Source organism: Variovorax sp. FG153, from assembly GCF_057809595.1.
Map to the genome: position 1 here is coordinate 36,993 of NZ_JBMDKG010000041.1, position 21,602 is coordinate 58,594.

Annotated in this window: 21 protein-coding genes; 8 read left to right on the forward strand and 13 right to left on the reverse strand. The window is 70.7% G+C overall.

Annotation, left to right across the window (positions count from 1 at the left end; genetic code table 11):
- The first annotated feature begins 19 nt into the window (after window positions 1-19).
- Genes ACODT0_RS32090 through ACODT0_RS32110 form a run of 5 tightly spaced genes read left to right on the forward strand, consistent with a single transcriptional unit; the run spans window position 20 to window position 4,814 of the window.
- Window positions 20-1,021, forward strand: coding sequence for a sugar ABC transporter substrate-binding protein (locus tag ACODT0_RS32090; protein ID WP_057593595.1), 1,002 nt, complete (start codon window positions 20-22; stop codon window positions 1,019-1,021).
- Window positions 1,022-1,047: 26 nt separating this feature from the next.
- Window positions 1,048-2,007, forward strand: coding sequence for an ABC transporter permease (locus ACODT0_RS32095; protein WP_261216501.1), 960 nt, complete (start codon window positions 1,048-1,050; stop codon window positions 2,005-2,007).
- The gene (locus ACODT0_RS32100; protein ID WP_489043127.1) at window positions 2,007-2,804 is read left to right on the forward strand and encodes an ATP-binding cassette domain-containing protein; all 798 of its coding nucleotides are present in this window, start codon (window positions 2,007-2,009) and stop codon (window positions 2,802-2,804) included. Before ACODT0_RS32095 ends, ACODT0_RS32100 begins: the two co-directional genes overlap by 1 nt.
- A complete protein-coding gene (locus ACODT0_RS32105; protein ID WP_489043128.1) occupies window positions 2,797-4,032 on the forward strand; it encodes an ROK family transcriptional regulator in 1,236 nt (411 codons plus the stop codon). The genes ACODT0_RS32100 and ACODT0_RS32105 overlap by 8 nt, the downstream gene beginning before the upstream one ends.
- A 38-nt stretch (window positions 4,033-4,070) precedes the next feature.
- Window positions 4,071-4,814 (forward strand): tRNA-uridine aminocarboxypropyltransferase, encoded by a 744-nt coding sequence (locus ACODT0_RS32110; protein ID WP_489043129.1) that lies wholly within the window; start codon window positions 4,071-4,073, stop codon window positions 4,812-4,814.
- Between the two features lie 23 nt (window positions 4,815-4,837).
- Here ACODT0_RS32110 and ACODT0_RS32115 read toward each other — a convergent pair whose 3' ends face one another.
- The 7 genes from ACODT0_RS32115 to ACODT0_RS32145 form a co-directional block, all read right to left on the reverse strand.
- Window positions 4,838-5,863, reverse strand: a complete 1,026-nt coding sequence (locus ACODT0_RS32115; protein ID WP_479670244.1) for a Bug family tripartite tricarboxylate transporter substrate binding protein — start codon at window positions 5,861-5,863, stop codon at window positions 4,838-4,840.
- A 70-nt stretch (window positions 5,864-5,933) separates the two neighbouring features.
- Complete coding sequence (locus tag ACODT0_RS32120) at window positions 5,934-6,845, reverse strand: HpcH/HpaI aldolase/citrate lyase family protein (RefSeq protein WP_261216515.1); 912 nt, start codon at window positions 6,843-6,845, stop codon at window positions 5,934-5,936.
- 27 nt (window positions 6,846-6,872) lie between these two features.
- On the reverse strand, window positions 6,873-8,117 hold the full coding sequence (locus ACODT0_RS32125) for a CaiB/BaiF CoA transferase family protein (protein WP_296739559.1): 1,245 nt from the start codon (window positions 8,115-8,117) through the stop codon (window positions 6,873-6,875).
- On the reverse strand, window positions 8,114-8,605 hold the full coding sequence (locus ACODT0_RS32130; RefSeq protein ID WP_203201675.1) for a MaoC family dehydratase: 492 nt from the start codon (window positions 8,603-8,605) through the stop codon (window positions 8,114-8,116). The genes ACODT0_RS32125 and ACODT0_RS32130 overlap by 4 nt, the downstream gene beginning before the upstream one ends.
- Window positions 8,602-9,837, reverse strand: a complete 1,236-nt coding sequence (locus tag ACODT0_RS32135; RefSeq protein ID WP_489043130.1) for an acyl-CoA dehydrogenase family protein — start codon at window positions 9,835-9,837, stop codon at window positions 8,602-8,604. The genes ACODT0_RS32130 and ACODT0_RS32135 overlap by 4 nt, the downstream gene beginning before the upstream one ends.
- Window positions 9,838-9,841: 4 nt before the next feature.
- Complete coding sequence (locus tag ACODT0_RS32140) at window positions 9,842-10,342, reverse strand: MaoC family dehydratase (protein ID WP_489043131.1); 501 nt, start codon at window positions 10,340-10,342, stop codon at window positions 9,842-9,844.
- Entirely contained in the window at window positions 10,339-11,709 is a 1,371-nt protein-coding gene (locus ACODT0_RS32145) for an MmgE/PrpD family protein (RefSeq protein WP_489043132.1), read from the reverse strand. The genes ACODT0_RS32140 and ACODT0_RS32145 overlap by 4 nt, the downstream gene beginning before the upstream one ends.
- 147 nt (window positions 11,710-11,856) lie before the next feature.
- On the opposite strand from ACODT0_RS32145, the gene ACODT0_RS32150 reads away from it, so the two are divergent.
- Window positions 11,857-12,753, forward strand: coding sequence for an HpcH/HpaI aldolase/citrate lyase family protein (locus tag ACODT0_RS32150; protein WP_489043133.1), 897 nt, complete (start codon window positions 11,857-11,859; stop codon window positions 12,751-12,753).
- 9 nt (window positions 12,754-12,762) lie between these two features.
- Here the strand turns inward: ACODT0_RS32150 and ACODT0_RS32155 are convergent, their stop codons facing one another.
- The 6 genes from ACODT0_RS32155 to ACODT0_RS32180 form a co-directional block, all read right to left on the reverse strand.
- Complete coding sequence (locus ACODT0_RS32155; protein WP_057593612.1) at window positions 12,763-13,500, reverse strand: IclR family transcriptional regulator; 738 nt, start codon at window positions 13,498-13,500, stop codon at window positions 12,763-12,765.
- 8 nt (window positions 13,501-13,508) lie between these two features.
- The gene (locus ACODT0_RS32160) at window positions 13,509-13,970 is read right to left on the reverse strand and encodes a YiiD C-terminal domain-containing protein (protein ID WP_489043134.1); all 462 of its coding nucleotides are present in this window, start codon (window positions 13,968-13,970) and stop codon (window positions 13,509-13,511) included.
- Window positions 13,971-14,030: 60 nt separating this feature from the next.
- Window positions 14,031-15,065 (reverse strand): tripartite tricarboxylate transporter substrate binding protein, encoded by a 1,035-nt coding sequence (locus tag ACODT0_RS32165; protein ID WP_479670240.1) that lies wholly within the window; start codon window positions 15,063-15,065, stop codon window positions 14,031-14,033.
- Window positions 15,066-15,103: 38 nt separating this feature from the next.
- Window positions 15,104-16,534: a sensor histidine kinase gene (locus ACODT0_RS32170; RefSeq protein WP_489043135.1), complete on the reverse strand. Its 1,431-nt coding sequence runs from the start codon at window positions 16,532-16,534 to the stop codon at window positions 15,104-15,106.
- A gap of 4 nt (window positions 16,535-16,538) precedes the next feature.
- The gene (locus tag ACODT0_RS32175; protein ID WP_489043136.1) at window positions 16,539-17,204 is read right to left on the reverse strand and encodes a response regulator; all 666 of its coding nucleotides are present in this window, start codon (window positions 17,202-17,204) and stop codon (window positions 16,539-16,541) included.
- A gap of 162 nt (window positions 17,205-17,366) precedes the next feature.
- Window positions 17,367-18,386, reverse strand: a complete 1,020-nt coding sequence (locus tag ACODT0_RS32180; RefSeq protein WP_057593620.1) for a Bug family tripartite tricarboxylate transporter substrate binding protein — start codon at window positions 18,384-18,386, stop codon at window positions 17,367-17,369.
- Between the two features lie 322 nt (window positions 18,387-18,708).
- Here ACODT0_RS32180 and ACODT0_RS32185 point away from each other — a divergent pair, with 322 nt between their 5' ends.
- Together ACODT0_RS32185 and ACODT0_RS32190 are read left to right on the forward strand one after the other, a co-directional pair.
- On the forward strand, window positions 18,709-20,799 hold the full coding sequence (locus ACODT0_RS32185; protein WP_489043137.1) for a sensor histidine kinase: 2,091 nt from the start codon (window positions 18,709-18,711) through the stop codon (window positions 20,797-20,799).
- The gene (locus ACODT0_RS32190; protein WP_057593621.1) at window positions 20,796-21,533 is read left to right on the forward strand and encodes a response regulator transcription factor; all 738 of its coding nucleotides are present in this window, start codon (window positions 20,796-20,798) and stop codon (window positions 21,531-21,533) included. The genes ACODT0_RS32185 and ACODT0_RS32190 overlap by 4 nt, the downstream gene beginning before the upstream one ends.
- The last annotated feature ends 69 nt before the right edge of the window (window positions 21,534-21,602 follow it).

A 21,602-nucleotide genomic window follows, 5' to 3' on the forward strand; every position in this document is an offset into this window, starting at 1 on the left:
CGCCCAAGGAGAGACAACCATGCCCCGCATCCGCTGCATCCTGGCCCTGGCGGCCGCGTCCGTCGCCGCCTCTACCGCCTTCGCCGCCGGCGAACCCGTGATCGGCCTCGTCACCAAGACCGAGACCAACCCCTTCTTCGTGAAGATGAAGGAGGGCGCGCAGGAAGAGGCCAAAAAGCTCGGCGCCAAGCTGCTGTCGGGCGCGGGCAAGGCCGACGGCGACAACGCGGGGCAGATCACGGCCATGGAGAACATGATCGCGGCCGGCGCCAAGACCATCCTGATCACGCCGAGCGACGCCAAGGCCATCGTGCCGGCGATCAAGAAGGCGCGCGACAAGGGGATCATGGTGATCGCGCTCGACAGCCCGGCCGATCCGCCCGAGGCCACCGACGCGCTGTTCGCCACCAACAATTACACGGCCGGCGTGCTGATCGGCGAATACGCCAAGGCCGCGATGGCCGGCAAGACGCCGAAGATCGTCGCGCTCGACCTGCTGCCGGGCCACCCCGTGGGCGCGCAGCGCCACAACGGCTTCATGAAGGGCTTCGGCCTGCCGGCCAACGACGCCAAGTCGAACGAGCTCTCGAAGGCGCCCGAGATCGTCTGCATGGCCGACAGCTTCGGCGACCAGGCCAAGGCCCAGACCGTGATGGAGAACTGCCTGCAGAAGGCGCCCGACGTGAACCTGGTCTACACCATCAACGAGCCCGCCGCGGCCGGTGCCTACAACGCGCTCAAGCGCGCGGGCAAGGAGAAGGGCGTGCTGATCGTCTCGGTCGACGGCGGCTGCCAGGGCATCAAGGACACCAACGCCGGCATCATCGCCGCGACCTCGCAGCAGTACCCGCTGAAGATGGCCGCGATGGGCGTGGCCGCGGGCGTCGAATTCGCGAAGACCGGCAAGAAGGCCTCGGGCTACGTCGACACCGGCGTGACCCTGATCGCGGGCAAGAGCGTGGCCGGCGTCGAGAGCAAGGACACCAAGACCGGTGCCGAGCTGTGCTGGGGCAAGAAGTAACCAACCCGCCCCGGGGAGGCACATCGATGGCGAAATCCGCAACGCACCACATCCCGTGGGGCGCCCTCGGGCCGTGGCTGGCCCTGCTGGGTGCCTGCATCTTCTTCGCGACCCAGTCCGACCGCTTTCTCACCGGCGGCAACCTCTCGCTGATCCTGCAGCAGGTGATGGTGGTGGGCGTGATCGCGATCGGCCAGACGCTGATCATCCTCACGGCCGGCATCGACCTGTCGTGCGGCATGGTGATGGCGCTGGGCGGCATCATCATGAGCAAGTTCGCCACCGAGCTCGGCCTGCCGGTGCCGGTGGCCATCCTCTGCGGCATCGGCGTGACCACGCTGTTCGGCCTGCTCAACGGCCTGCTGGTCACGCGCATCAAGCTGCCGCCCTTCATCGTGACGCTGGGCACGCTCAACATCGCCTTCGCGATCACGCAGCTGTATTCGTCCTCGCAGACCATCACCGACCTGCCGGCCGGCCTCACGGGCCTGGGCACCACCTTCACCATCGGCAGCGCCGAGGTGGCGTGGGGCTCGGTGCTGATGGTGGCGCTCTACGGCCTCGCCTGGTTCGTGCTGCGCGAGACCGGCGCCGGCCGCCACGTCTACGCGGTGGGCAACAACGCCGAGGCCACGCGGCTGGTCGGCATCCCGACGCAGCGCGTGCTGCTGGGCGTGTACGTGGCCGCGGGCGTGCTCTACGGCATCGCCTCGCTGCTGTCGGTGGCGCGCACCGGCGTGGGCGACCCGAACGCGGGCCAGACCGAGAACCTCGACGCCATCACGGCGGTGGTGCTGGGCGGCACCAGCCTGTTCGGCGGCCGCGGCATCGTGCTCGGCTCGCTGATCGGCGTGCTGATCGTGGGCGTGTTCCGCAACGGGCTCACCCTGATGGGCGTGTCGTCGATCTACCAGGTGCTGGTGACAGGCGTGCTCGTGATCCTCGCGGTGGCGGCCGACCAGCTCTCGCGCAAGGGGGCCCGCTGATGAACGCCGTGACGAACCCGAAGGTGGTGATGCAGGCCCAGGGCCTGGTGAAGCGCTACGGCCAGGTCACCGCACTCGACGGCGTCGACTTCGAGCTGCGCGAGGGCGAGATCCTTGCGGTGATCGGCGACAACGGCGCGGGCAAGTCCTCGCTGATCAAGGCGCTGTCGGGCGCGATCGTGCCCGACGAGGGCCGGATCCTGCTCGACGGCCAGCCGGTGCAGTTCCGCAATCCGCTCGATGCGCGGCGGGCCGGCATCGAGACCGTCTACCAGGACCTGGCCGTCGCGCCCGCGATGACCATCTACGAGAACCTGTTCCTCGGCCGCGAGCTGCGCCGCCCCGGCTTCCTCGGCAACGTGCTGCGCATGCTCGACAAGAAGAAGATGCTGCTGGAGAGCACGGCCCGCATGGCCGACCTCAAGGTCGGCATCCAGTCGATGACGCAGGCCGTCGAGACCCTCTCGGGCGGCCAGCGCCAGTGCGTGGCGGTGGCGCGCAGCGCGGCCTTCGCGCGCCACGTGGTCATCATGGACGAGCCCACCGCCGCGCTCGGCGTGAAGGAGGGCAACATGGTGCTCGAACTGATCCGCCGCGTGCGCGACCGCGGCCTGCCCGTGGTGCTGATCAGCCACAACATGCCGCACGTGTTCGAGGTCGCCGACCGCATCCACGTCGCGCGCCTGGGCAAGCGAGCCGCCGTGCTCGATCCGAAGAAGATCAGCATGAGCGACACCGTGGCCGTGATGACCGGCGCCATGCCGCCGAGCGCCTTGCCCGCGGAGGCGCATGCCTGATGCCGCGCCGGCCGCGCGCATGCCCGACCTGCTGCGCCCGCGCGGCTCCAACCAGGTCGGCATGCGCCAGTTCAACGAGCGCACCGTGCTGCAGGCGCTGCGCGTGCACGGCAGCCTGCCCAAGGCCGACCTCGCGCGCCTCACCGGCCTGAGCGCGCAGACCATCGGGCTGATCACCGCGCGGCTCGAGGAGGACGGGCTGATCGTCAAGCAGAGCCGCGTGCGCGGCCGCATCGGCCAGCCCTCGGTGCCGCTCGCGCTCAACCCCGACGGCGCCTTCGCGATCGGCGTCAAGGTCGGCCGGCGCGGCGCCGAGTGGCTGCTGATCGACTTCACGGCCCGGGTGCGCGAGCGCCATGCGATGGCCTACGACTTTCCCGACGCCGACGCGCTGCTGCCCGCGATTGCCCAGCACACCCACCGGCTGCGCGACGGCCTGGGACCCTTGGCCGCGCGCACCGTCGGCGTGGGGCTCGCCGCGCCGTTCCTGCTCGGCGGCTGGCACCGCACGCTCGGGCTGTCGAAGGCGCAGTCCGACCTGTGGAACGGCATGGACCTGGGCGCCGAGGTGCGACAGCGCACCGACCTGCCGGTGATCTTCGCGCGCGACACCGTCGCGGCCTGCGTGGCCGAGCTGGTGAGCGGGCGCGGCCACGACCTGAAGAGCTTTCTCTACGTGTTCGTCGACACCTTCGTCGGCGGCGGCCTGGTGCTCAACTCGCACCTGCATGGCGGCGCGCACGGCAATGCCGGCGCGCTCGCCTCGCTGCCGATGCAGCGCGTGCGCGGCTCCAAGCGCGATGGCGATACAGCGCCGCCGCAACTGATCGCCGAGGCCTCGCTGTGGGAGCTCGAGCAGCGGCTGCAGCGCGAGGGTGTCGACCCCGACGCGGCCTACGACGAGCGCGCGCTGCAGCCGCCGTTTGCCGACGCCACCGCGGCCTGGCTCGCCTCGGCCGCCGAGGCGCTGGCCCATGCGATCGCGAGCGGCACCGCGATGCTCGACCTGGCCGACGTGGTGATGGACGGCTCGATGTCGCGCCCACTGCAGCAGGCGCTGCTCGAAGCCACGCGCGCCGCGCTCGACGGCTGCAACTGGGAGGGCCTGTGGCGCCCGCAACTGCATGGCGGCCGCGTCGGCGCGCAGGCCTGCGCGCTGGGCGGCGCGATGCTGCCGCTGCACGCCAACTTCGCGCCCGATCACGACGTGTTCCTCAAGGCCGGTTGAAGACCGGCCGGCAGGCGGGCATGCCCGAGAATCGGCGCATGCCCCACGCCGTCTCCCTGCTGCGCGCCGAACGCCTCGCGCGCAGCGTCAAACCCTTCCTGGCCCGTGGCGGCTTCAAGCGCGAACGTTGCGCCGGCTGCCGGCTCGCGCCCAGCCATTGCCTGTGCGCGCTGCGGCCCTCGATGGCGACGCGCGCGGGCGTCTGCCTGATCATGGGCGACATCGAGGCGCTCAAGCCCAGCAACACCGGCTGGCTGATCGCCGACGTGGTCGAGGACACCTTCGCCTTCGGCTGGTCGCGCACCGACGCCGATCCCGCGCTGCTGGCCCTGCTGGCCGATCCGCGATGGCAGCCGTACGTGGTGTTTCCGGGGCAGTACGCCGCGCCCGGGCGGGTGGTGCAGACCGTCGCGCTGCCCGAGGCATCGCCAGGCGGCCCCGCGAAGCGCCCGCTGTTCGTGCTGCTCGACGGCACCTGGGCCGAGGGGCGCAAGATGTTCCGGCGCAGCGCCTACCTCGCGCAGCTGCCGGTGCTGAGCCCGGTGCTCGCGCGCAGCACGCAGTACCGGCTGCGCCAGTCGGGCCGCGACGACCACCTCTGCACCAGCGAGGTCGCGAGCCTGTGCATGGAACTGGCCGGCGACGCGCTGGCCGCGCAGATCCTCGACGCCTACCTCGCGGTCTTCACCCACCACTACCTGCAGGCGAAGAACCAGTCGCCGATCGATGCGCAGGGCGAGGCGCATCGGCGACTGCGGGCGCTGTCGGCGCTGCGGGCCTGAAGCCGCTTCGCGACACCCTCGGGCTACTGCGCCTGCAGCCCCAGCTCCTTCGTCATCGCCTGGTAGGTGGGCCAGGTGCGCTGGATGAAGCGCTGCAGCTCGGCGCCCGTCAGCGGCGCTTCCTCCACGCCGAGCTGCGCCAGCACATTCTTGACGGCCTCCGACCTGGACGCCGATTCGCGGCAGGCATCGGCGACGCGGCGCACCACGTCGGCCGGAAGACCCGCGGGGCCCAGGATCATGTTGCACTCGGTGAGGTTCTCGAACGCGGGCCCGGTGAAGCCCTCGTCGGCCCAGGTCGGAATGCCGGGCAGCAGCTTCTCCGAGCGCCCGCCCGAGATCACCAGCACCGGCCGGAAGCTGCCTTTCTGGATCCCGGGGCCCAGGCCTGCCAGCGAGCCCGCGCCGATGTCGATGTTGCCCGCCATCAGGTCGAACACCATCGGGCCCGTGCCCTTGTAGTTCACGATGTCGAACCTGGCGCCGGTCTGCTTGGCGAGCTGGGTCATCATGATCTGCCAGCCCGAGCCGATGCCGTAGTTGCCCACCGACACCGGCCGCTGGCGCGCGAGCGCGAGCAGTTCCTTGAAGTTCTTCACCGGCAGGTCCTTCTTCACCACCATCGGCGACACGCCGGTGCTGAAGGCCGCGATAGGCACCAGGTCCTTCGAGGTGTCGAGCGGCACCTTCTTGAGCATCACCGGTGCCTGTGCGAGCTGGCTGTGCAGCGTGATGAGCAGGGTGTAGCCGTCCGCGGGGGAGCGCGCCACGTTGTCCGCCGCGATCATGCCGATGCCGCCGGGCTTGTTCTCCACCACCACCGCCTGGCCCAGGCTCGAGGTCATGTACTCGGCCACCGCGCGCGCGGTGGCGTCGTTGGACGAGCCGGGCGCCTGCGCGGCCACCAGCCGCACCGGCTTGGTGGGCCAGTCCTGCGCGAAGGCCAGCCGCGGCAGTGCGCCGGTGCCCAGCGCCAGGCCGGCCGCGAGCAGCTGCCGCCGGCGGGCGGCGTCCAGGGGCAGGAACGGTTCGATCTTGTCTCGTTGCATTGCTTTGTCTCCTTCGGGTCGCTTCAGGTGACGCGGCTGCCGGCGGCAGCGCGTCCATGGGTACGCGCGCCTACATGCCGATGCGGTCGGCCCGCTCGACCAGGTTGCGCACGATGCGCACCGACGCGATGTCGATCATCTTTCCGTCGTACTGCACGGCGCCGAGGCCCTGCGCGAGGGCCTGGTCGTAGGCCTGGATCATGTCGCGCGCGCGCGCCACGTCGGCGGCCGGCGGCGAGAAGGCTTCCTGCGCGAGCGCGACCTGCGAGGGATGGATGGCCCACTTGCCGACCATGCCGAGGATCATCGAGCGCCGGCATTCCTCGCGGAAGGCGTCGGGGTCCCTGAAGTCGGCGAAGGGGCCGTCGACGGCATCGATGCGGTGCGCGCGCGCGGCGATGGTCAGCTTGTGGCGCTGGTAGTGCCAGATGTCGCCGGGGTAGCCGCTGGCGCCGCCGATGTCGCGCAGCGAGATGCCCTGGCTCGCCGAGTAGTCGCCCATGCCGAAGATCAGGCACTCGAGCCGCGGCGTGGAGGCCGCGATCTCCTCGACCCGCATCATGGCCTCGACCTCCTCGATCAGCACGTCGATGCCGATGCGCTTCTTGAGGCCCAGCTTCTTCTCCATCATCGACAGCAGCTTGTCGACGAACTGCACGTCGGCCGCGCTCATCGCCTTGGGCAGCATGATCACGTCGAGGTTCTCGCGCGCGCCCTCGACCACCTCGATGATGTCCTCGTAGGCGTATTCGGTCGTCAGGTCATTGATGCGCACGCAGCGCGTGGTGCGGCCCCAGTCGAGGCCGTTGAGCGCGTGCACGATCTTCGCGCGCGCGGGGCGTTTCTCCGACGGCGCGACCGCATCCTCGAGATCGAGGAAGACGAAGTCGACGTCCATGCCGGCGGCTTTCTGCATCATCTTCTCGCTCGAGCCGGGCACGGACAGCTGGCAGCGGCGCAGTCTCTGGGGTCGTTCTTGCATGGAACTCGTTTCCTTCAGGCAGTGGTTTCAGTGGATGACGTGGTCGGCGCGCAGCGCCGCGATCTCGGCCGGCGCGAAGCCGAAGCCCTGGAGCACCGCGTCGCTGTGCTCGCCGGTGAGCGGCGCGCGCCGGTGCACGCCGCCGGGCGTGTCGCTCATGTGGACGGGCGTGCCGGCCACGGTCAGCGCGCGCGCGGCGCCCGGCTGCTCGGTCTCCACCAGCATCCCGCGCGCGCGGAAATGCGCGTCCTCGAAGATGTCCTGCGCGTCGAACACCGGGCCGAACGGAATCTCCGCGCCGAGCAGCGACGACAGCTCGGCCTTGGTGTGGCGAGCGGTCCATTCGCCGACCAGGGCCTCGACCTCGGCGCGGTGCGCCATGCGCGCCTCGTTGCTCGCGTAGCGCGGATCGCCCGCGAGCTCGGGCCGGCCCATGCGCTGCACCAGCGGCACCCAGAAGCGGTCGTTGGGCACGCCGAGGCTCACGTGGCCGTCCTTCGCGGGGAACAGTCCGAAGGGACACAGCAGCGGGTGGCCGTTGCCCTCGGGGCCCGGCGACTCGTGCGAGGCGCTGTACTGGTAGACCAGCCGCTCGCAGATCGCCAGCACCGCATCGACCATCGACACGTCGACGAACTGGCCGCGCCCGGTGCGCTGCGCGCGCCAGCAGGCCGAGGCGATGCCGAAGGCGAGGAAGGTCGCGGGCACCAGGTCGCCGACGCCCGGTCCGATCTTGGTCGGCGCACCCGCGGGTACCGGGCCGGTGATGCCCATGATGCCGCCCATCGCCTGCGCGACCGGGTCGTAGGCCGGCCAGTCGGCGTAGGGGCTGCGGCCGCTGCGCGGGTCGCCGAAGCCGCGCATCGCGGCATACACCAGGCGCGGGTTCTCGGCGATCAGCGCCTCGTAGCCCAGGCCCAGCCGTTCCATCACGCCGCAGCGGTAGTTCTCGACCAGCACGTCGGCGCCGCGCACCATGCGCAGCAGCGCGGCCTTGCCGGCGGGCTGCTTGAGGTCGAGCGCGAGCGACTGCTTGTTGCGGTTGATCGAGGCGAAGTAGCCACCGAAGCCGCCTTCGGCGATGGTCAGCGCGCCGGGCAGGTGCGGGCCGGTCCGGCGCGTGGGGTCGCCGCCGGGCGGCTCGATCTTCACCACGCGCGCGCCCTGGTCGGCCAGCATCATGGTGGCGTAGGGGCCGGCCAGCATGCGCGTGAGGTCGAGCACGACCAGGCCGTCGAGCGCGCCGGTGGCGGCGGGGGCAGCCTGCGTCACCGGCCCGCCCAATGGCTCTTGCGCTTGAGCAGCACGGTGCGCTCGGCCTCGACGCAGAGCTTGTCGTCCTGGTTCAGGCCGTAGTGCCGGAAGCGCACGATGCCGGCGTCGTCGCGGTCGGCCGCGCGCGCTTCCAGCACCTCGCTGTAGGCATAGAGGGTGTCGCCATGGAACACCGGATGCGACAGGCGGATCCTGTCGAGCGCCAGTTCCTGCAGGCATTGCTCGGCCGTGTCCTGGGCCGCGAGCCCGAGCACCATCGACAGGTTGATGCCGCCGAACACCACGCGCTGCGCGAAGATGCCGCGCGCATCCTGCTTCTTCATCGCGTCCTCGTTGAAATGGCCCTCGGCGGTGTTCATCACCAGGTTGGTGAGCAGCACGTTGTCCATCTCGGTCACGGTCTTGCCGCGGTGGTGGCGCAGCAGCAGGCCGACCTCGAAGTCCTCGAAGTAGTTGTCGGCGCTGGTGAGTTCGGCGCTTCTCATGCCGCGCCGCCTTTCTGCGCCACGGCCGCGAAGGCGCGCCCGGCGATCATGGCCTCGACCTCCGACTTGCCCAGCAGGCTGGTCGCGATGATGCGCTGCTGGATCTCCGAGGTGCCCTCGAAGATCTTCGTGAGCCGCGCGTCGCGCCAGTAGCGTTCGACCGGGAACAGCCTGGTGTAGCCCGCGCCGCCGAAGATCTGCATCGCCTCGGAGGTCACGCGCTCGGCCATCTCGGAGGCGAAGTACTTCGCCATCGAGGCTTCCTTGTCGCAGCGCCGGCCGCTGTCGATCGCGCTGCAGACGAAGTGCATGAGCTGGCGCGCCGCCTCGATCTCGGTCGCCATGGTGGCGATCTTGAAGCGGATCGCCTGGTACTCGGCGATCGGCATGCCGAACTGCTTGCGCTCGCCCGCATAGGCGATGGCGTCCTCGAGCGCACCCTGGGCCAGCCCGATGGCACGCGCGGCCGTGTGGGCGCGCGCGCCTTCCAGGCCCTTGGTCATCAGGTGGAAGGCCTTGCCTTCCTCGCCGATCAGGCAGTCCGCCGGCACGCGCAGGCCGTCGAGCGCGAGCTCGAAGGTCTTCCAGCCGAAGTAGCCGATCTTGGGGATCGACGCGCCGGTCATGCCCTTCGGAAAGCTGCCGCGCTCCTTCTCGATCAGGAAGCAGGAGATGCCGAGCCAGCGCTTGTCGGAATTGGGCGGCGGCGCGGTGCGCGCGAACAGCGTGATGTAGTCGGCGCCGTCCGCGAAGGTGCACCAATACTTGTTGCCGGTGATCACCCACTCGTCGCCGTCGCGCACCGCGCGGCAGGAGATCGAGGCCAGGTCGGAGCCGGTGTCGGGCTCGGACAGCGCGCTCGCGTTGAGGAACTCGCCGCGCACCACGCGCGGCAGGTACCTGGCGCGCATCTCCTCCGGCATGGCGGCCTTGATCCAGCCGCCCTGGGCGCGCGCGACGATCGAGGCGACCGACATCCAGCCGCGCGCCAGTTCCTCGCAGATCAGGCAGTACTCGAAATAGCCGAGACCGAGGCCGCCGTACTGCTCGGGAATCATGATCCCGAAGTAGCCCATGTCGGCGATCTTCTGGCGCAGTTCCATCGGGATCTCGCCCTCCGGGCCGTCGAGCCTGTTGGCGACCGGCAGCACCTCCTTCATCGTGAATTCGCGCGCCGCGTCGCGGATCATGCGACGCTCTTGCGTCATGTAGCCCAGACCATCTTCCGACATCGTTTCAGTTCCTCGTTTTGACCAGGTTCGTGCGCTTGAAGGCGATGACCTCCTCGCCGCGTTGGTTGCTGCCGCGCGTGTGCCAGGTGACGATGCCGTAGCCCGGACGGTTGCTCGCCAGGCGCGCGGCCACCACCTCGGAGCGGGCCTCGAGCGTGTCGCCCGGATAGACGGGCAGCAGGTAGCTGAGCTCGTCCACGCCGAGGAAGGGACCGCCGCCCTCGGACAGGTCTTCCACCGACAGGCCGAACACCGTGTTGAACACCAGCAGCGGATTGACCGGCGTGGTCGGGTGGCCATGGGCCTGGGCGAAGGCCTCGTTGGTGTAGTGCGGGTTGTAGTGCAGCGTCAGCGTGGAGAACAGCGTGTTGTCCGCGGCCGTGACCGTGCGGCCCCAGTGGTGCGCGAAGCGGCGGCCGATGTCGAAATCCTCGTACCGGTTGCCGCGTGTCCTGGGCCTGGCCTCGGCCTTCAGGCGTTGGACCGTGATGTCGTTGGGCGTCATTGAATCGCTTCGATCAGGGAGTGGAGGTGGAGAGAGGTGGGGAGTGCCGCGATCGCGTGCGCCAGCCGCTCGAAGCGCGCGGCGCCGATCACCGGCTCGGCGATCGCGCGCGCCTTGGCATGCAGGCGTTGCCATTGCGCATCGAGGTCGGTGGCGGGAATGGCGACGTTGGCCTGCGCGCTCAGCACCCGGCCATCGCGCGTGCGCAAGGTGGCGGTCGCGGTGTCGCGCTGCTGCGTGTCGGCGACCTCGAGCGTCACGCGCTCGCGCGCCCGGCGCCAGCGCGGATCGCTTGCCGTCTCGTCGGTGTAGAGACCGAGCGCGGCGGTGTCGGCGCCGTCCAAAGCCAGCGCGGCCAGGTGGCGGATCGAGAACTTGACTTCGAGCCCGGTCGCCGGGGCCTCGATGTCGCAGACGCCGCGGTGGTTGCCTTCGCCCGAGACCGTCAGCGTCAGCGTCTCCAGGTCGTCGAGGCCGACGCCATGGCGCGCGCGCAGCTCGCGGATGGCCTCGATCGACGAGTGCGTGAGGTAGCAGGCGGCGTGGTACTTGAACAGCGTGCGCTCGATCGCGAAGCCGGACGTGGTGTCGATGGTGGCGGGGAAGGGTTTGAGCTCCGGTGCCAGCGTGCGCGCGAAACCCTGCGCGCCCTCGATCGCCTGCTCGTTGGCGGTGAAGCCGCGCGCCGCGAGCTGCGCGGCCATCAGCCCGTTCATCGCGGCCTTGCCCGCGTGCAGCGGCTTGGCCATGGTGCCGAACATCGACTTGAGACCGGCGGCCTGGGTGGCCGCGAGGCCCAGCGCATGCGCGGTCCGCGACGGGTCGAGTCCTTGCAAGTGGGCACAGGCCGCGGCGGCGCCCAGCGTGCCGACGGTGCCGGTCGCATGGAAGCCGTGGCGGTAGTGGCTCGGACCCACCATCTCGCCGACGCGGCTCTCGATCTCGTGGCCGACCACCACGGCCTGCAGCAGCGCGAGGCCGGAGGCGCCGCGCGCCTGTGCCAGCGCCAGCGCCGCGGGCACCACCGGCACGCTGGGGTGGCCGAACATGCGCGAGGCCACGTCGTCGAAGTCGAGCGCATGGCCGGCTGCGCCGTTGATCAGTGCCGCGTCCAGCGGCCGCGCACGGCGGCCGCTCGCGATCAGCGAGGAGGCTTCGTTACCGCTGCCGCCATATTCTTCCGCAAGTATCCGCACCAGCGGTTCGCTGCTGCCTGCGATGGTCACGGCGAGCCAGTCGAGCATCACGTGCCGCGCCCATTCGAGCGCCAGCGGCGTGATCGCCTGCTGCGCGCCGCCGCCGATCCATTCGGCCAGCAGCCGCGTGGCCTCCACGTCCTTCGTCACGCCGGTATGCGCTTCGCTCATCTTTTTCCTGCCGTCTGGTTGTCTCGTTCGCTGAAGTATCCGGGCGTGCGTCGGCGAAAAGCATCATGGATGTGATGGTTGACGATGCGCGAGAACCATCACATATGCGATGGAGGGCATGCGAGCGAAGCGGCAGACTGCACGACCATGAATGCACTTCAGCACCCACCGCGCCGTTCGGCGCTCTACGTTCCGGCCTCCAATCCACGCGCCCTCGCCAAGGTCGACGGCCTCGATGCCGATGCCGTGGTCTTCGACCTCGAAGATGCCGTCGCTCCCGAGATGAAGGAGGCGGCGCGCGGCCACCTGCTGCAGGTCTTCGAAGCCGGACGGCCCGGGCCGCACTACAGGGTGGTGCGCATCAACGCCATCGGCAGCGCGGACTTCGATGCCGACATGCGCACCGTGGCGCGCTGCCGCCCCGATGCGTTGCTGGTGCCCAAGATCGGCAGCGCGAACGACGTACGCTTCCTGTCGGAGGCCGCGCTGCGCCATGGTCTCGGCACTGAATTGCGGCTATGGCTGATGGTCGAGACGGCCGACGCACTCGCGGCGCTCGACGACATCGTGCGCGCCGGCCTCGGCGCGCGCCCGCGGCTCGAGGCCCTCGTGGTCGGCACCAACGATCTCGCGAAGGAAACGGGCGTGTTCGCGGGCGATGGGCGGCGCTACCTCATGCCCTGGCTGATGAATGTCGTGCTCAATGCGAAGCGGCACGGCATCTGCGTGCTCGACGGCGTCTGGAACGACTTCGCCGACACCACGGGCTTCGATGCGGAGGCCCTGCAGTCGTCGCGCATGGCCTTCGACGGCAAGACGCTGATCCATCCGTCGCAGATCGCGCCGGCGAACGCGGCCTTCTCTCCCTCGGCGGCGGCGCTCGAGGAGGCGCGGGCAATCGTCGCGGCCTTCGAACTGCCCCGCCATGCGGGCGCGGGCGTCATCAACCTCGAGGGCCGGATGGTCGAGCGGCTGCATCTTGCGCAGGCGCAGCGCCTGCTGGCAATGCAGGCGGCGATCGAGGCGCGCGACCAAGGCCGCTGAGCGCCGCGCTCAGCAATTTCCCGCGGCGGCCAGCAGCGCGGGCAGCAGTTGCTTGCGCCGCTGGTGCAGCCGATCGACCGGCGCACCGATCCCGATCGCCAGCCGCTGGCTGCGGATCTTGGTGGGGATCAGGGTGGCGATCACGCCCGCGCCCGAGGTCGCGAGATTGGCCGATTCGTACCAGCCCTGTTCGCGCGCCTGCTCGACCGCGCGCAGGGTCTGCGCGATCCGTGCGATCGGGCCGCCCTTGCCGCGCTCCGCGTTGTAGCGCCGCAGCAGCAGTTCGATCTGCTCGTCCTTCATCTCGCTCAGCAGCATGATGCCGATGGCGGCGTGGTGCATGGGCCGCTTCACGCCCGGCGAGGGCGAGAAGCGCAGCGCGTGCTGCGACTGGATCACCGAGATGTACTGCAGCGAGAGGCCGCTCTTGCGCCCGAGCAGCACCGACTCGCCGGTCTCGCTGGCCAGGCGGCGCAGCGTGTCGTGGATCGTCTCGCGCTGGCCCGGCATGCGCGTGGCCCATTCGCAGAGGAACGCGACCCGCACCGACGGGCAGTAGCTGCGCGTCGCGCGCTCGTACTCCATGTAGCCCTGGCTGGCCAGGGTCTTGAGCAGCATCGAGACGCTCGATTGCGGCGCGCCCAGCTTCTGCACGATCTCCGCCACGCGCAGCGGCCGCTGCTCGGCCTCGAACAACTCGAGGAGTTCGAAGACCCGCACCGCGGATTTCACGAGGGTGTTCTGCATGGCCGTTGCTACGCGGTCGGTTCGGGCGGCGGGCGCAGCGCCACGAATTCGCCCGTCAGCCGCCCCACGACCTGCCCGCCGTACTCGAGCTGCGACGACACCGAGATGCGGGCCTTGCCCTTGCGCGCCAGCATGCGCGCGAACGGCAGCCACTGCGCGGGTTCGTCGAAGGCCGAGCGCGCGATGAAGTCGCCCTCGATCGGCAGCTCGTAGGCCATGGTGTTGCGCTGGATCACGAGCCGGCTGGCCAGGCCCTCGGCCGTCAGCCGCGTGTTGAGCAGCGACCAGGCCGCGAGGATCGCGACCGCCGAGGCGCTGCCGCCGAACACGGTGTCGCGGTGGTTGATGTTGGGCGCGAGCGGTGCGCGCAGCACCACTTCATGCGCTGCCACCGAGGCGACGGACACGGCCATGGCCTTCGAGAGGGGGATGTGGTCGTGGAGGTAGGTTTGCAGTTCCGAGGGGATCAAGACTTCTCCTGGTTCGAAGGATGCATCGCCTTCGGTGGATCGACGCGGGCCGGATCGAGATCAAGGATTCCACCGCCGCAATCCCAGTTCTTCGGCCTGCTGCCGATAAACCTGGATGCGTTCCCGCACATAGGCATCGAGCGCGGCCCCCGTGAGCGCGAAGGGATAGAGCCCATGCCGCTCGCGCAGCGCAGCATAGCCGGGCGCGGCCATGGCCTCCTCGAAAGCGGTGGTCCAGGCGCGCAGCGCGGCGTCGGGCACGTCGGCGCTGATGTAGAGGCCGCGCACGGTGGGCCACACGAGGTCCACGCCCTGTTCGCGCGCGGTCGGCACGCCCGCGAGCGCGCCGCCGAGCCGCGCTTCCGACAGCACCGCGAGCAGGCGCACGGCGGTGCCGCCGGCCATGGCCTGCAGCGCCTCGGCGGCGTCGCCCGCGAACACGTCGACATGCCGGCCCTGCAGCGCGCCGAGCGCATCGCCGCCGCCTTCGAAGGAGACGAAGCGCATCGCGCGGTGGTCGCCGCCGGCGGCGCGCACCAGCAGCGCGGCCTTCACCCAGTCCTGGCTGCCGACGGTGCCGCCGGCGCCGAACACGATGCGCGAGGGCGACTGGCGCAGCGCGGCCATCAACTCGCGCAGGCTGCGCCAGGGCGAGTCGCGGTGCACCACGACCACGCCGTAGTCGGTGCCGAGCGCGGCGACCCAGCGCACGGCACTGGTCGGATGCGGGCCGAAGCGGCCCTGCGCGAGGTTGAGCAGCGAGCCGCTCGAGAACGCGACCAGCGTGCCGGGACCGCCGAGGCGGCCGGTGGCGATGCGGTCGAAGGCAAGGGCGCCGATGCCGCCCGGCAGGAAGCGCTGAGCGAGCGGCGCGCGCGCGGGGCGCACGGCCTGCAGCGCGTCGCGCGCGAGCGCGCAGGTGAGGGCGAAGCCGCCGCCGGCCTTGGCGGGGATGATGCATTCGGCCGCGGCCTGCGACGGATCGGCCGGATCGAGTTGCGGCGCCGCGAAGGCGCGCATCGCGCCGCCGGGCAGCAGCAGCGCCGAGAGCGCGCGCAGGGCGTGGCGTCGAGGGTGATCGATGCGGATCGGCATGGCGGGGATTCTGGCCGCGAAACGAGGCGCGACGGCGCTCAGGCCGTGCCCGGCTTCGGCCACCAGATGATGGCATGCAGCCCGCTGCCGCTCTCGCGCGCCTCGAGCCGCAGCTCGCCGCCATGGCGCTGCGCGATCGAGCGCGCGATGGCCAGGCCGAGCCCGAAGCCGCCCTTGCCCGCTCGCGCGCCGCGCCGGAAGCGCTGGCCGAGCTGGGCGCGCTCCTCCTCGCCGAGGCCGGGGCCGTCGTCCTCGACATTGAGGCTCCAGCCGGCCGCGTCGCCGGCCGCGAACACGGTGATGGTGCCCTCGGCCGGCGTGTAGGCGATCGCGTTGGCGACGAGGTTGGTGAGCGCCTCGCGCAGCAGCGCGCGGTCGGCGATGGCGAGGTGCGCGTGCTCCGCGGCTTCGTCGGGTGCCTGGATGCCGAGGTCGATGCGCTTGGCGCGCGCCTGCGGCAGCAGGTCGACGGCCACCTCGCGCAGCAGGCCGGCGAGTTCGAACGCCGCCGGCGCCACGGCCACGGTGTCGCTGCGGCCCAGCGCCAGCAACTGCTGTGCGCTGCGCGTGGCGCGGCCGATCTCGGTGCCCAGCGCGTCGAGCGCGGCGCGCACCTGCAGCGGATCGTGCTGGCGCTGCGCGTAGTCGGCCTGCATCTGCAAGGTGGTCAGGTGGGTGCGCAGCTGGTGCGAGGCATCGTCGAGGAACTGCCGCTGCTGCGCCACCAGGTCCTGCGTGCGCGACATCTGGCGATTGACCGCGGCCACCAGCGGCCGCACGTCGGCGGGCAGGTCGGCGTCGGCGATGCGCGTGAGGTCGTCGGGCTTGCGCGCCTCGACCTCGCGCGCGAGGCGCGACAGCGGCCGCAGCGCCGCCGCCAGCGCGGCGCCGGTGCCGAACACCAGCAGCGCGAGCACCAGCGCATCGCGCAGTGCGGCGCTGCGCACGAAGCGCGCGCTGAATGCCTGGCGCGAGCGCGTGCTTTCGCCGACCTGGATCAGCACGCTGCGCCCGGCGCTGCCCGAGGGCGCGCGGTCGAGCTCGCGCCGGTAGGCCGCGAGCCGCACGGCCTCGCCGAAATACTCGGCGTCGTAGAAGGCCGGCACGCCGAGCGCGAGCGAGGCGGGCGGCGCGGGCAGGTCGGCGCTGCCGAGCTCCACCAGCCCGTCGGAAGTGGCCACGCGAAAGAACACCTGGCCGCTGGCCGTGAGCTCGAAGAACTCGAACATGGTGTAGGGCAGCTCGACCGAGAGCCCGCCCGAGGCGGTCGAGATGTTGGCGTCGATGGACTTGAGCGCGCCGAGCAGCGAGCGGTCGTAGGCCGCGTTGGCCGATTCGAGCGCGTCGTGCCGCGTGCGCCACAGCTCGATGCCGATGACGGCGACCAGCGCGGGCAGCAGCAGCAGCGCAAGCCGCTGCCAGAGGCTCGCGCGGCGCAGCCAGCCGGTCGAGGGACGCGCCCTGAACACGTTCTCAGTCCGCCTCGAGCACGTAGCCCAGGCCGCGCAGCGTGACGATGCGCACGCCGCTGCCGTCCAGCCGCTTGCGCAGCCGGTAGACCAGCACCTCGACGGCCTCGGGATGCACCTCCTCGTCGTCGGAGAACACGCGCTCGAGGATCTGCTGCTTCGACAGCGGCTCGCCGCTGCGCTGCACCAGCACGCGCAGCACCGCGAGCTCGCGCGGCGACAGCGCGAGCGCCTCGCCGGCCAGCGCGAACTGCCGCCGCGCGCCGTCGTACACCAGCGGGCCGCAGGCCAGCCGCGGATGCTCGACGCCGCGCGCGCGGCGCACCAGCGCATGCAGCCGGGCCTCGAGCTCGGCCAGCGCGAAGGGCTTGGCGAGGAAGTCGTCGGCGCCGGCATTGAGCGCGCTCACGCGCTCGTCGAGCGAGTCGCGCGCCGTGAGGATCAGCGCGGGCAGCCGCTGGTCGCGCTCGCGCAGCCGCTGCAGCACCGCATGGCCGTCGAGCCCGGGCAGCCCGAGGTCGAGCACCAGCGCATCGTGGTCGCGCTGCTGCAGCGCGCGGTCGGCCAGCCGGCCGTCGTCCACCCACTCGACCTGAATGCCCGCATGCTCGAGCGCCTTGCTGAGCCAGGTGCCCAGGGTGTGTTCGTCTTCGGCGAGCAGGATGCGCATGGGCGTGATCCTAGAGCCGGAAAGCGGGGGCGGACAGCCGAACGCAGAAGTCGCGAAGGTTTCGCAGAAGACGCAGAAAAAAATATCTTCTGGATTCTTCTGCGGCTTCCGCGCAACTTTTGTATTTCTTCTGCGTTCGGCTGTCCGCTCCCGCCCCCGTTTTCAGTCGGGCTTGATACCCGCCCGCGCGATCACCTTCTGCCAGCGTGCCTGCTCGCTCGCGATGAACTGCGCGAACTGCTCGGGCGTGCCGCCGACGGCCTCGGCCGCGTCGCCGGTCAGGCGGCGCATCGACTCGGGCGCCTTCACGGCGTTCATGGTTTCGGCCGAGAGCTTGGCGAGCTGGGCCGGCGTGATGCCGGCCGGCGCGAGCATGCCGTACCACTGCGTCATCTCGAAGCCCGGGAAGCCCTGCTCGGCCACGGTCGGCACGTCGGGCAGCTGGGCCAGCCGCTTGGCCGAGCCGGTGGCGATGCAGCGCACCTTGCCGGCCTTGATGAAGGGGATGACCGCGGCCGCGCCGATGGCCGAGGCATCGAGCCGGCCCGACAGCAGGTCGGTCACCATCGGGCCGGTGCCGCGGTAGGGCACGTGCAGCATGAAGACCTCGGAGGTCATCTTCAGGTATTCGAAGGCGAGGTGGCCCGCGCTGCCGTTGCCGGCCGAGCCGTAGCTGAGCTTGCCGGGCTTGCTCTTGGCATAGGCGATGAACTCCTTGAGGTTCTTCGCCGGCACGTCGGGATGCACCACGTAGAGGCTGGGCACCTTGGCCAGCAGGCTCACGGGCTTGAAGTCCTTGTTCGCGTCGTAGGGCAGCTTGGCGAAGATGTAGGGGTTGACCGCCAGCGTGCCGATGTGGCCGAGGATCAGCGTGTGCTGGTCGGTGCTGCGCGCCACCTCGCTCATCGCGATGTTGCCGGCCGCGCCGGGCTTGTTGTCGACGAACACGTTCTGGCCCAGCGTGCGCGACAGCTCGACCGCGGTCGAGCGCGCCACGATCTCCGAGCTGCCGCCCGGCGCGAAGGGCACGACGAAGCGCACGGCCTTGTTGGGCCAGGTGTCGTCGGCGCGGGCGAGGCCCGCGAAGCCCGGCAGCAGGCCGCCGAGAGCGAGCGCGCTGCCCGATTGCAACCATTGGCGGCGGGTGGGCGAACCCAGGTGTTGGGGAAGGTCGAGGCGCATCGGTCTTGTCTCCGTGTTTTTCCAGAAGGCCGCATGGTGCCTGGGGCCGGCTGTCGGAATGCTGTCAGTGCCCGCGATCGGGCGCATGAAAGAAAAAGTAAGGTGCAAACTCGGGACCCGCGCCCCAGAATCCGGCGCGGCGACGGCACCCAGGTCGCGCGATCCCGAGGGCGGCGAGCGGGTGCCACGGATATCGGTAGACGCAGCACCCACGGACGAGCACATCCATTCTCGCGAAGCCCCCTGCATGAATTCGAGGACCCGGACGGCCACTTTGTTCATTGCCCCACGCCTGAAGCATCTCGGGACATGGCTCGCCCTCTTGCTGCTGGCCTGCCTGGCACTGCCGAGCCATGCGCAGGTGGAGCCGCTGCGGCTCGACACCGCATTGAGCATCCGCGAGCGCAACTTCATCGGGCATCTGGAGGCCTTCCACGACAAGACCGGCCTGCTCACGCGCGAACAGGTCGCCGCGCCTCCCTATCGGCAGCAGTTCGAGACGCTCGCGAATGTTTTCAACGGCGGCTACGCCCGGGGTGCGTGGTGGGTGCGCTTCCGGATCCAGGCCTCGCCCGAGGAGGTGGCGCGTCCGCTCGAGGGCGGCTGGTGGCTGCGGCTCAATGCACCCTACGCGGACTACATCGACGTGTGGTGGCCCGATGCCGAAGGCGGCGCGGGCGGCGGCTTCGTCCACCGCGAACTCGGCGGGATGCGTGCCGGCTCGCAGCGCGAGCTGCCCTGGTCGATCCCCGCGACGCGGCTGCCCGAGCTGCGCGACACCGAGCCGCGCTGGGTCTGGGTGCGCCTCGCGGGCGACCGTTCGCTGAGCCTCGCGGGCGGGGTGTCGCCGCTGCGCGAGCAGGCGGTGGTGCAGCAGGAGCTCAACTACGTCGATGCGGCGGTCACCGGCATGGCCCTGCTGATGGCGGTGGTCAGCCTGATGATGGGCATCGCGCTGCCCGACCGGCGCTTCCTCGCCTATGCCGGCTACCTGTTCACGCTGGCGCTGTTGTTCGCGAGCTCGGAGGGCCTGCCGGCGGCGCTGTGGCTGCAGGACGACCCGCGGGCCGCCGTCCGCCTGCACAACTTCGCGGTCTGCCTGCACACGGCCGCCGCCTTCGCATTCGCCCGCGTGCTGCTGGACATGGACCGGCAGTTCCCGCGCATGAATCGCGTGTTCCAGGTCATGACCTTGCTGTGCCTCGCAGGCTGCGCGATCGCCATCGCCGGCGGCTACGGCCGTGTCGCGCGGCCGCTGAACATGGCCTGGGTGCTGTTCGCCGTCTGCATCGTGCCGATGTGCGCGGTGGCGCTGCGCCGCAACCTCCAGGCCTGGCCGGGACTGATCGGCTATGCGGTCTACCTGATGATGGGCGCGATGCACTTCGCCAAGAACCTGCAGTGGCTGCCCTACACGCTGGTCACCCAGTCCAGCTACGCGATCGGCAGCATCCTCCACATCATGGCCTTCTTCTTCGCGCTGGGCTGGCGCGTGCGCCAGCGCGAGCGGCGCGCGCTCTCGCTGTCGCTGCGGCACCGCGCGCGCCTGGCGCGGCGCGTGAACGAGCGCACCCACGACCTGCGCCAGGAGATCGCCCAGCACCATCGCACGCACGACCAGCTGGCGCTGGCGCTGCGCGAGCAGCGCGGCCTGCTGGCCATGGTGTCGCACGAGTTCCGCACGCCGCTCGGCACGATCGGCGGCTCGGCGCAGATCCTCTCGGACGACCGGCTCGGCCTGGCGCGCGAGGAGGTCAAGAGGGAAGCCGAGAAGATCGGCCGCACGGTCTTTCGCATGCGCGACCTGGTCGACACCCTGCTGGCCGACGAATGGCTCGATGCCTCGAGCAACAACCTGCACCTGGCGCCGCTCGAGCTCGCGGTGTTCCTGAGCGAGAAGATCGAGGAGCACAACGAGGGCATGGCCGGCGGTCGCATCTCGCTGCAGCTCGATGCGCGCGAGCTGCCGGTGCTGGCGGACGAGACGCTGATGCACATCGCGATGGACAACCTGCTGACCAACGCCATCAAGTACGCGCCGCCGCATTCGCCGGTGCGCGTGCGCGCCGGCATCCGCCGCTGCCGTGCCGACGGCTTTCCCGAAGGCGATGCGATACCGGGCGTCTGCATCCAGGTGTGCGACGAAGGCCCGGGCTTCATGCCGCAGGACCTGACGCATGTGTTCGAGCGCTTCTACCGCGCGGCCGGCGTGCGGCGCATCCCGGGCATCGGGCTGGGCCTGCACATGGTGCACCGCATCGCCACGGTCCATGGCGGCAGCGTGGTCGCCGCCAACGGCGCCAGCGAGGGGGCCGTGCTGACGCTGACGCTGCCGCTGCTCGGCAGCGCCGAGCCGGCGCCAGCGCGCGGCGCGGTCGCGCTGCCGATGGCCGTGCACGGAGGCCGCCGGTGAGCGCCGCGACCCGCGTCCTGGTCATCGAGGACGACGACGACCTGCGCGACACGGTGCTGCGCTACCTGCGCGGCGTGGGCATGCTCGCGTACGGCGTGGAGAGCGCCGAGAAGCTCGACGCGGAGCTCGAGCGGCAGGACTTCGATGCCGTGGTGTGCGACGTCAACCTGCCGGGCGAGGACGGCTTCAGCGTACTGGCCCGCCTGCGCTCGCGCAGCGCCATGCGCATCGTGATGCTGACCGCGCGCGGCATGCTCAACGACCGGCTGCATGGACTGGGACTGGGCGCCGACTACTACCTCGTGAAGCCGGTGAACCTGCGCGAGCTCGAGATGGTGCTGCACAACCTGCTGCAGCGCAGCCAGGAGACGCCGGGGCAGGGCGCGCGCGAGCCCAGTGCCGCGCAGGCCGGCGAGCTCGCCGCGCACGTGCCCTGGCGCTATCACTACACCACCTGGCTGCTGCTGTCGCCGGCCGGCGAGCGCGTGCAGCTGTCGAACGCGGAAGCAAGGCTTCTGCAATGCCTGATCGAGCAGCCGCGCGAAGTGGTGGACCGCGGCACGCTGCTCGCGGCGATGGGGCGCCCCGGGCTCGAAGCTTACGAGCGCAACCTCGATGTCACGGTCTCGCGGCTGCGCCGCAAGGCCGAGCAGGCCTGCGGCGAGAAGCTGCCGATCGTCGCGGTGCGCGGCGAGGGCTACAGCTTCCAGGGGGACGCGCGCATCGAGCCTTGAGCAGCGCGCGCACGGCCACGCGCGATGCGAGAACCAATGCATTCCTTTGCTCCCGGAACCACGGTTTCC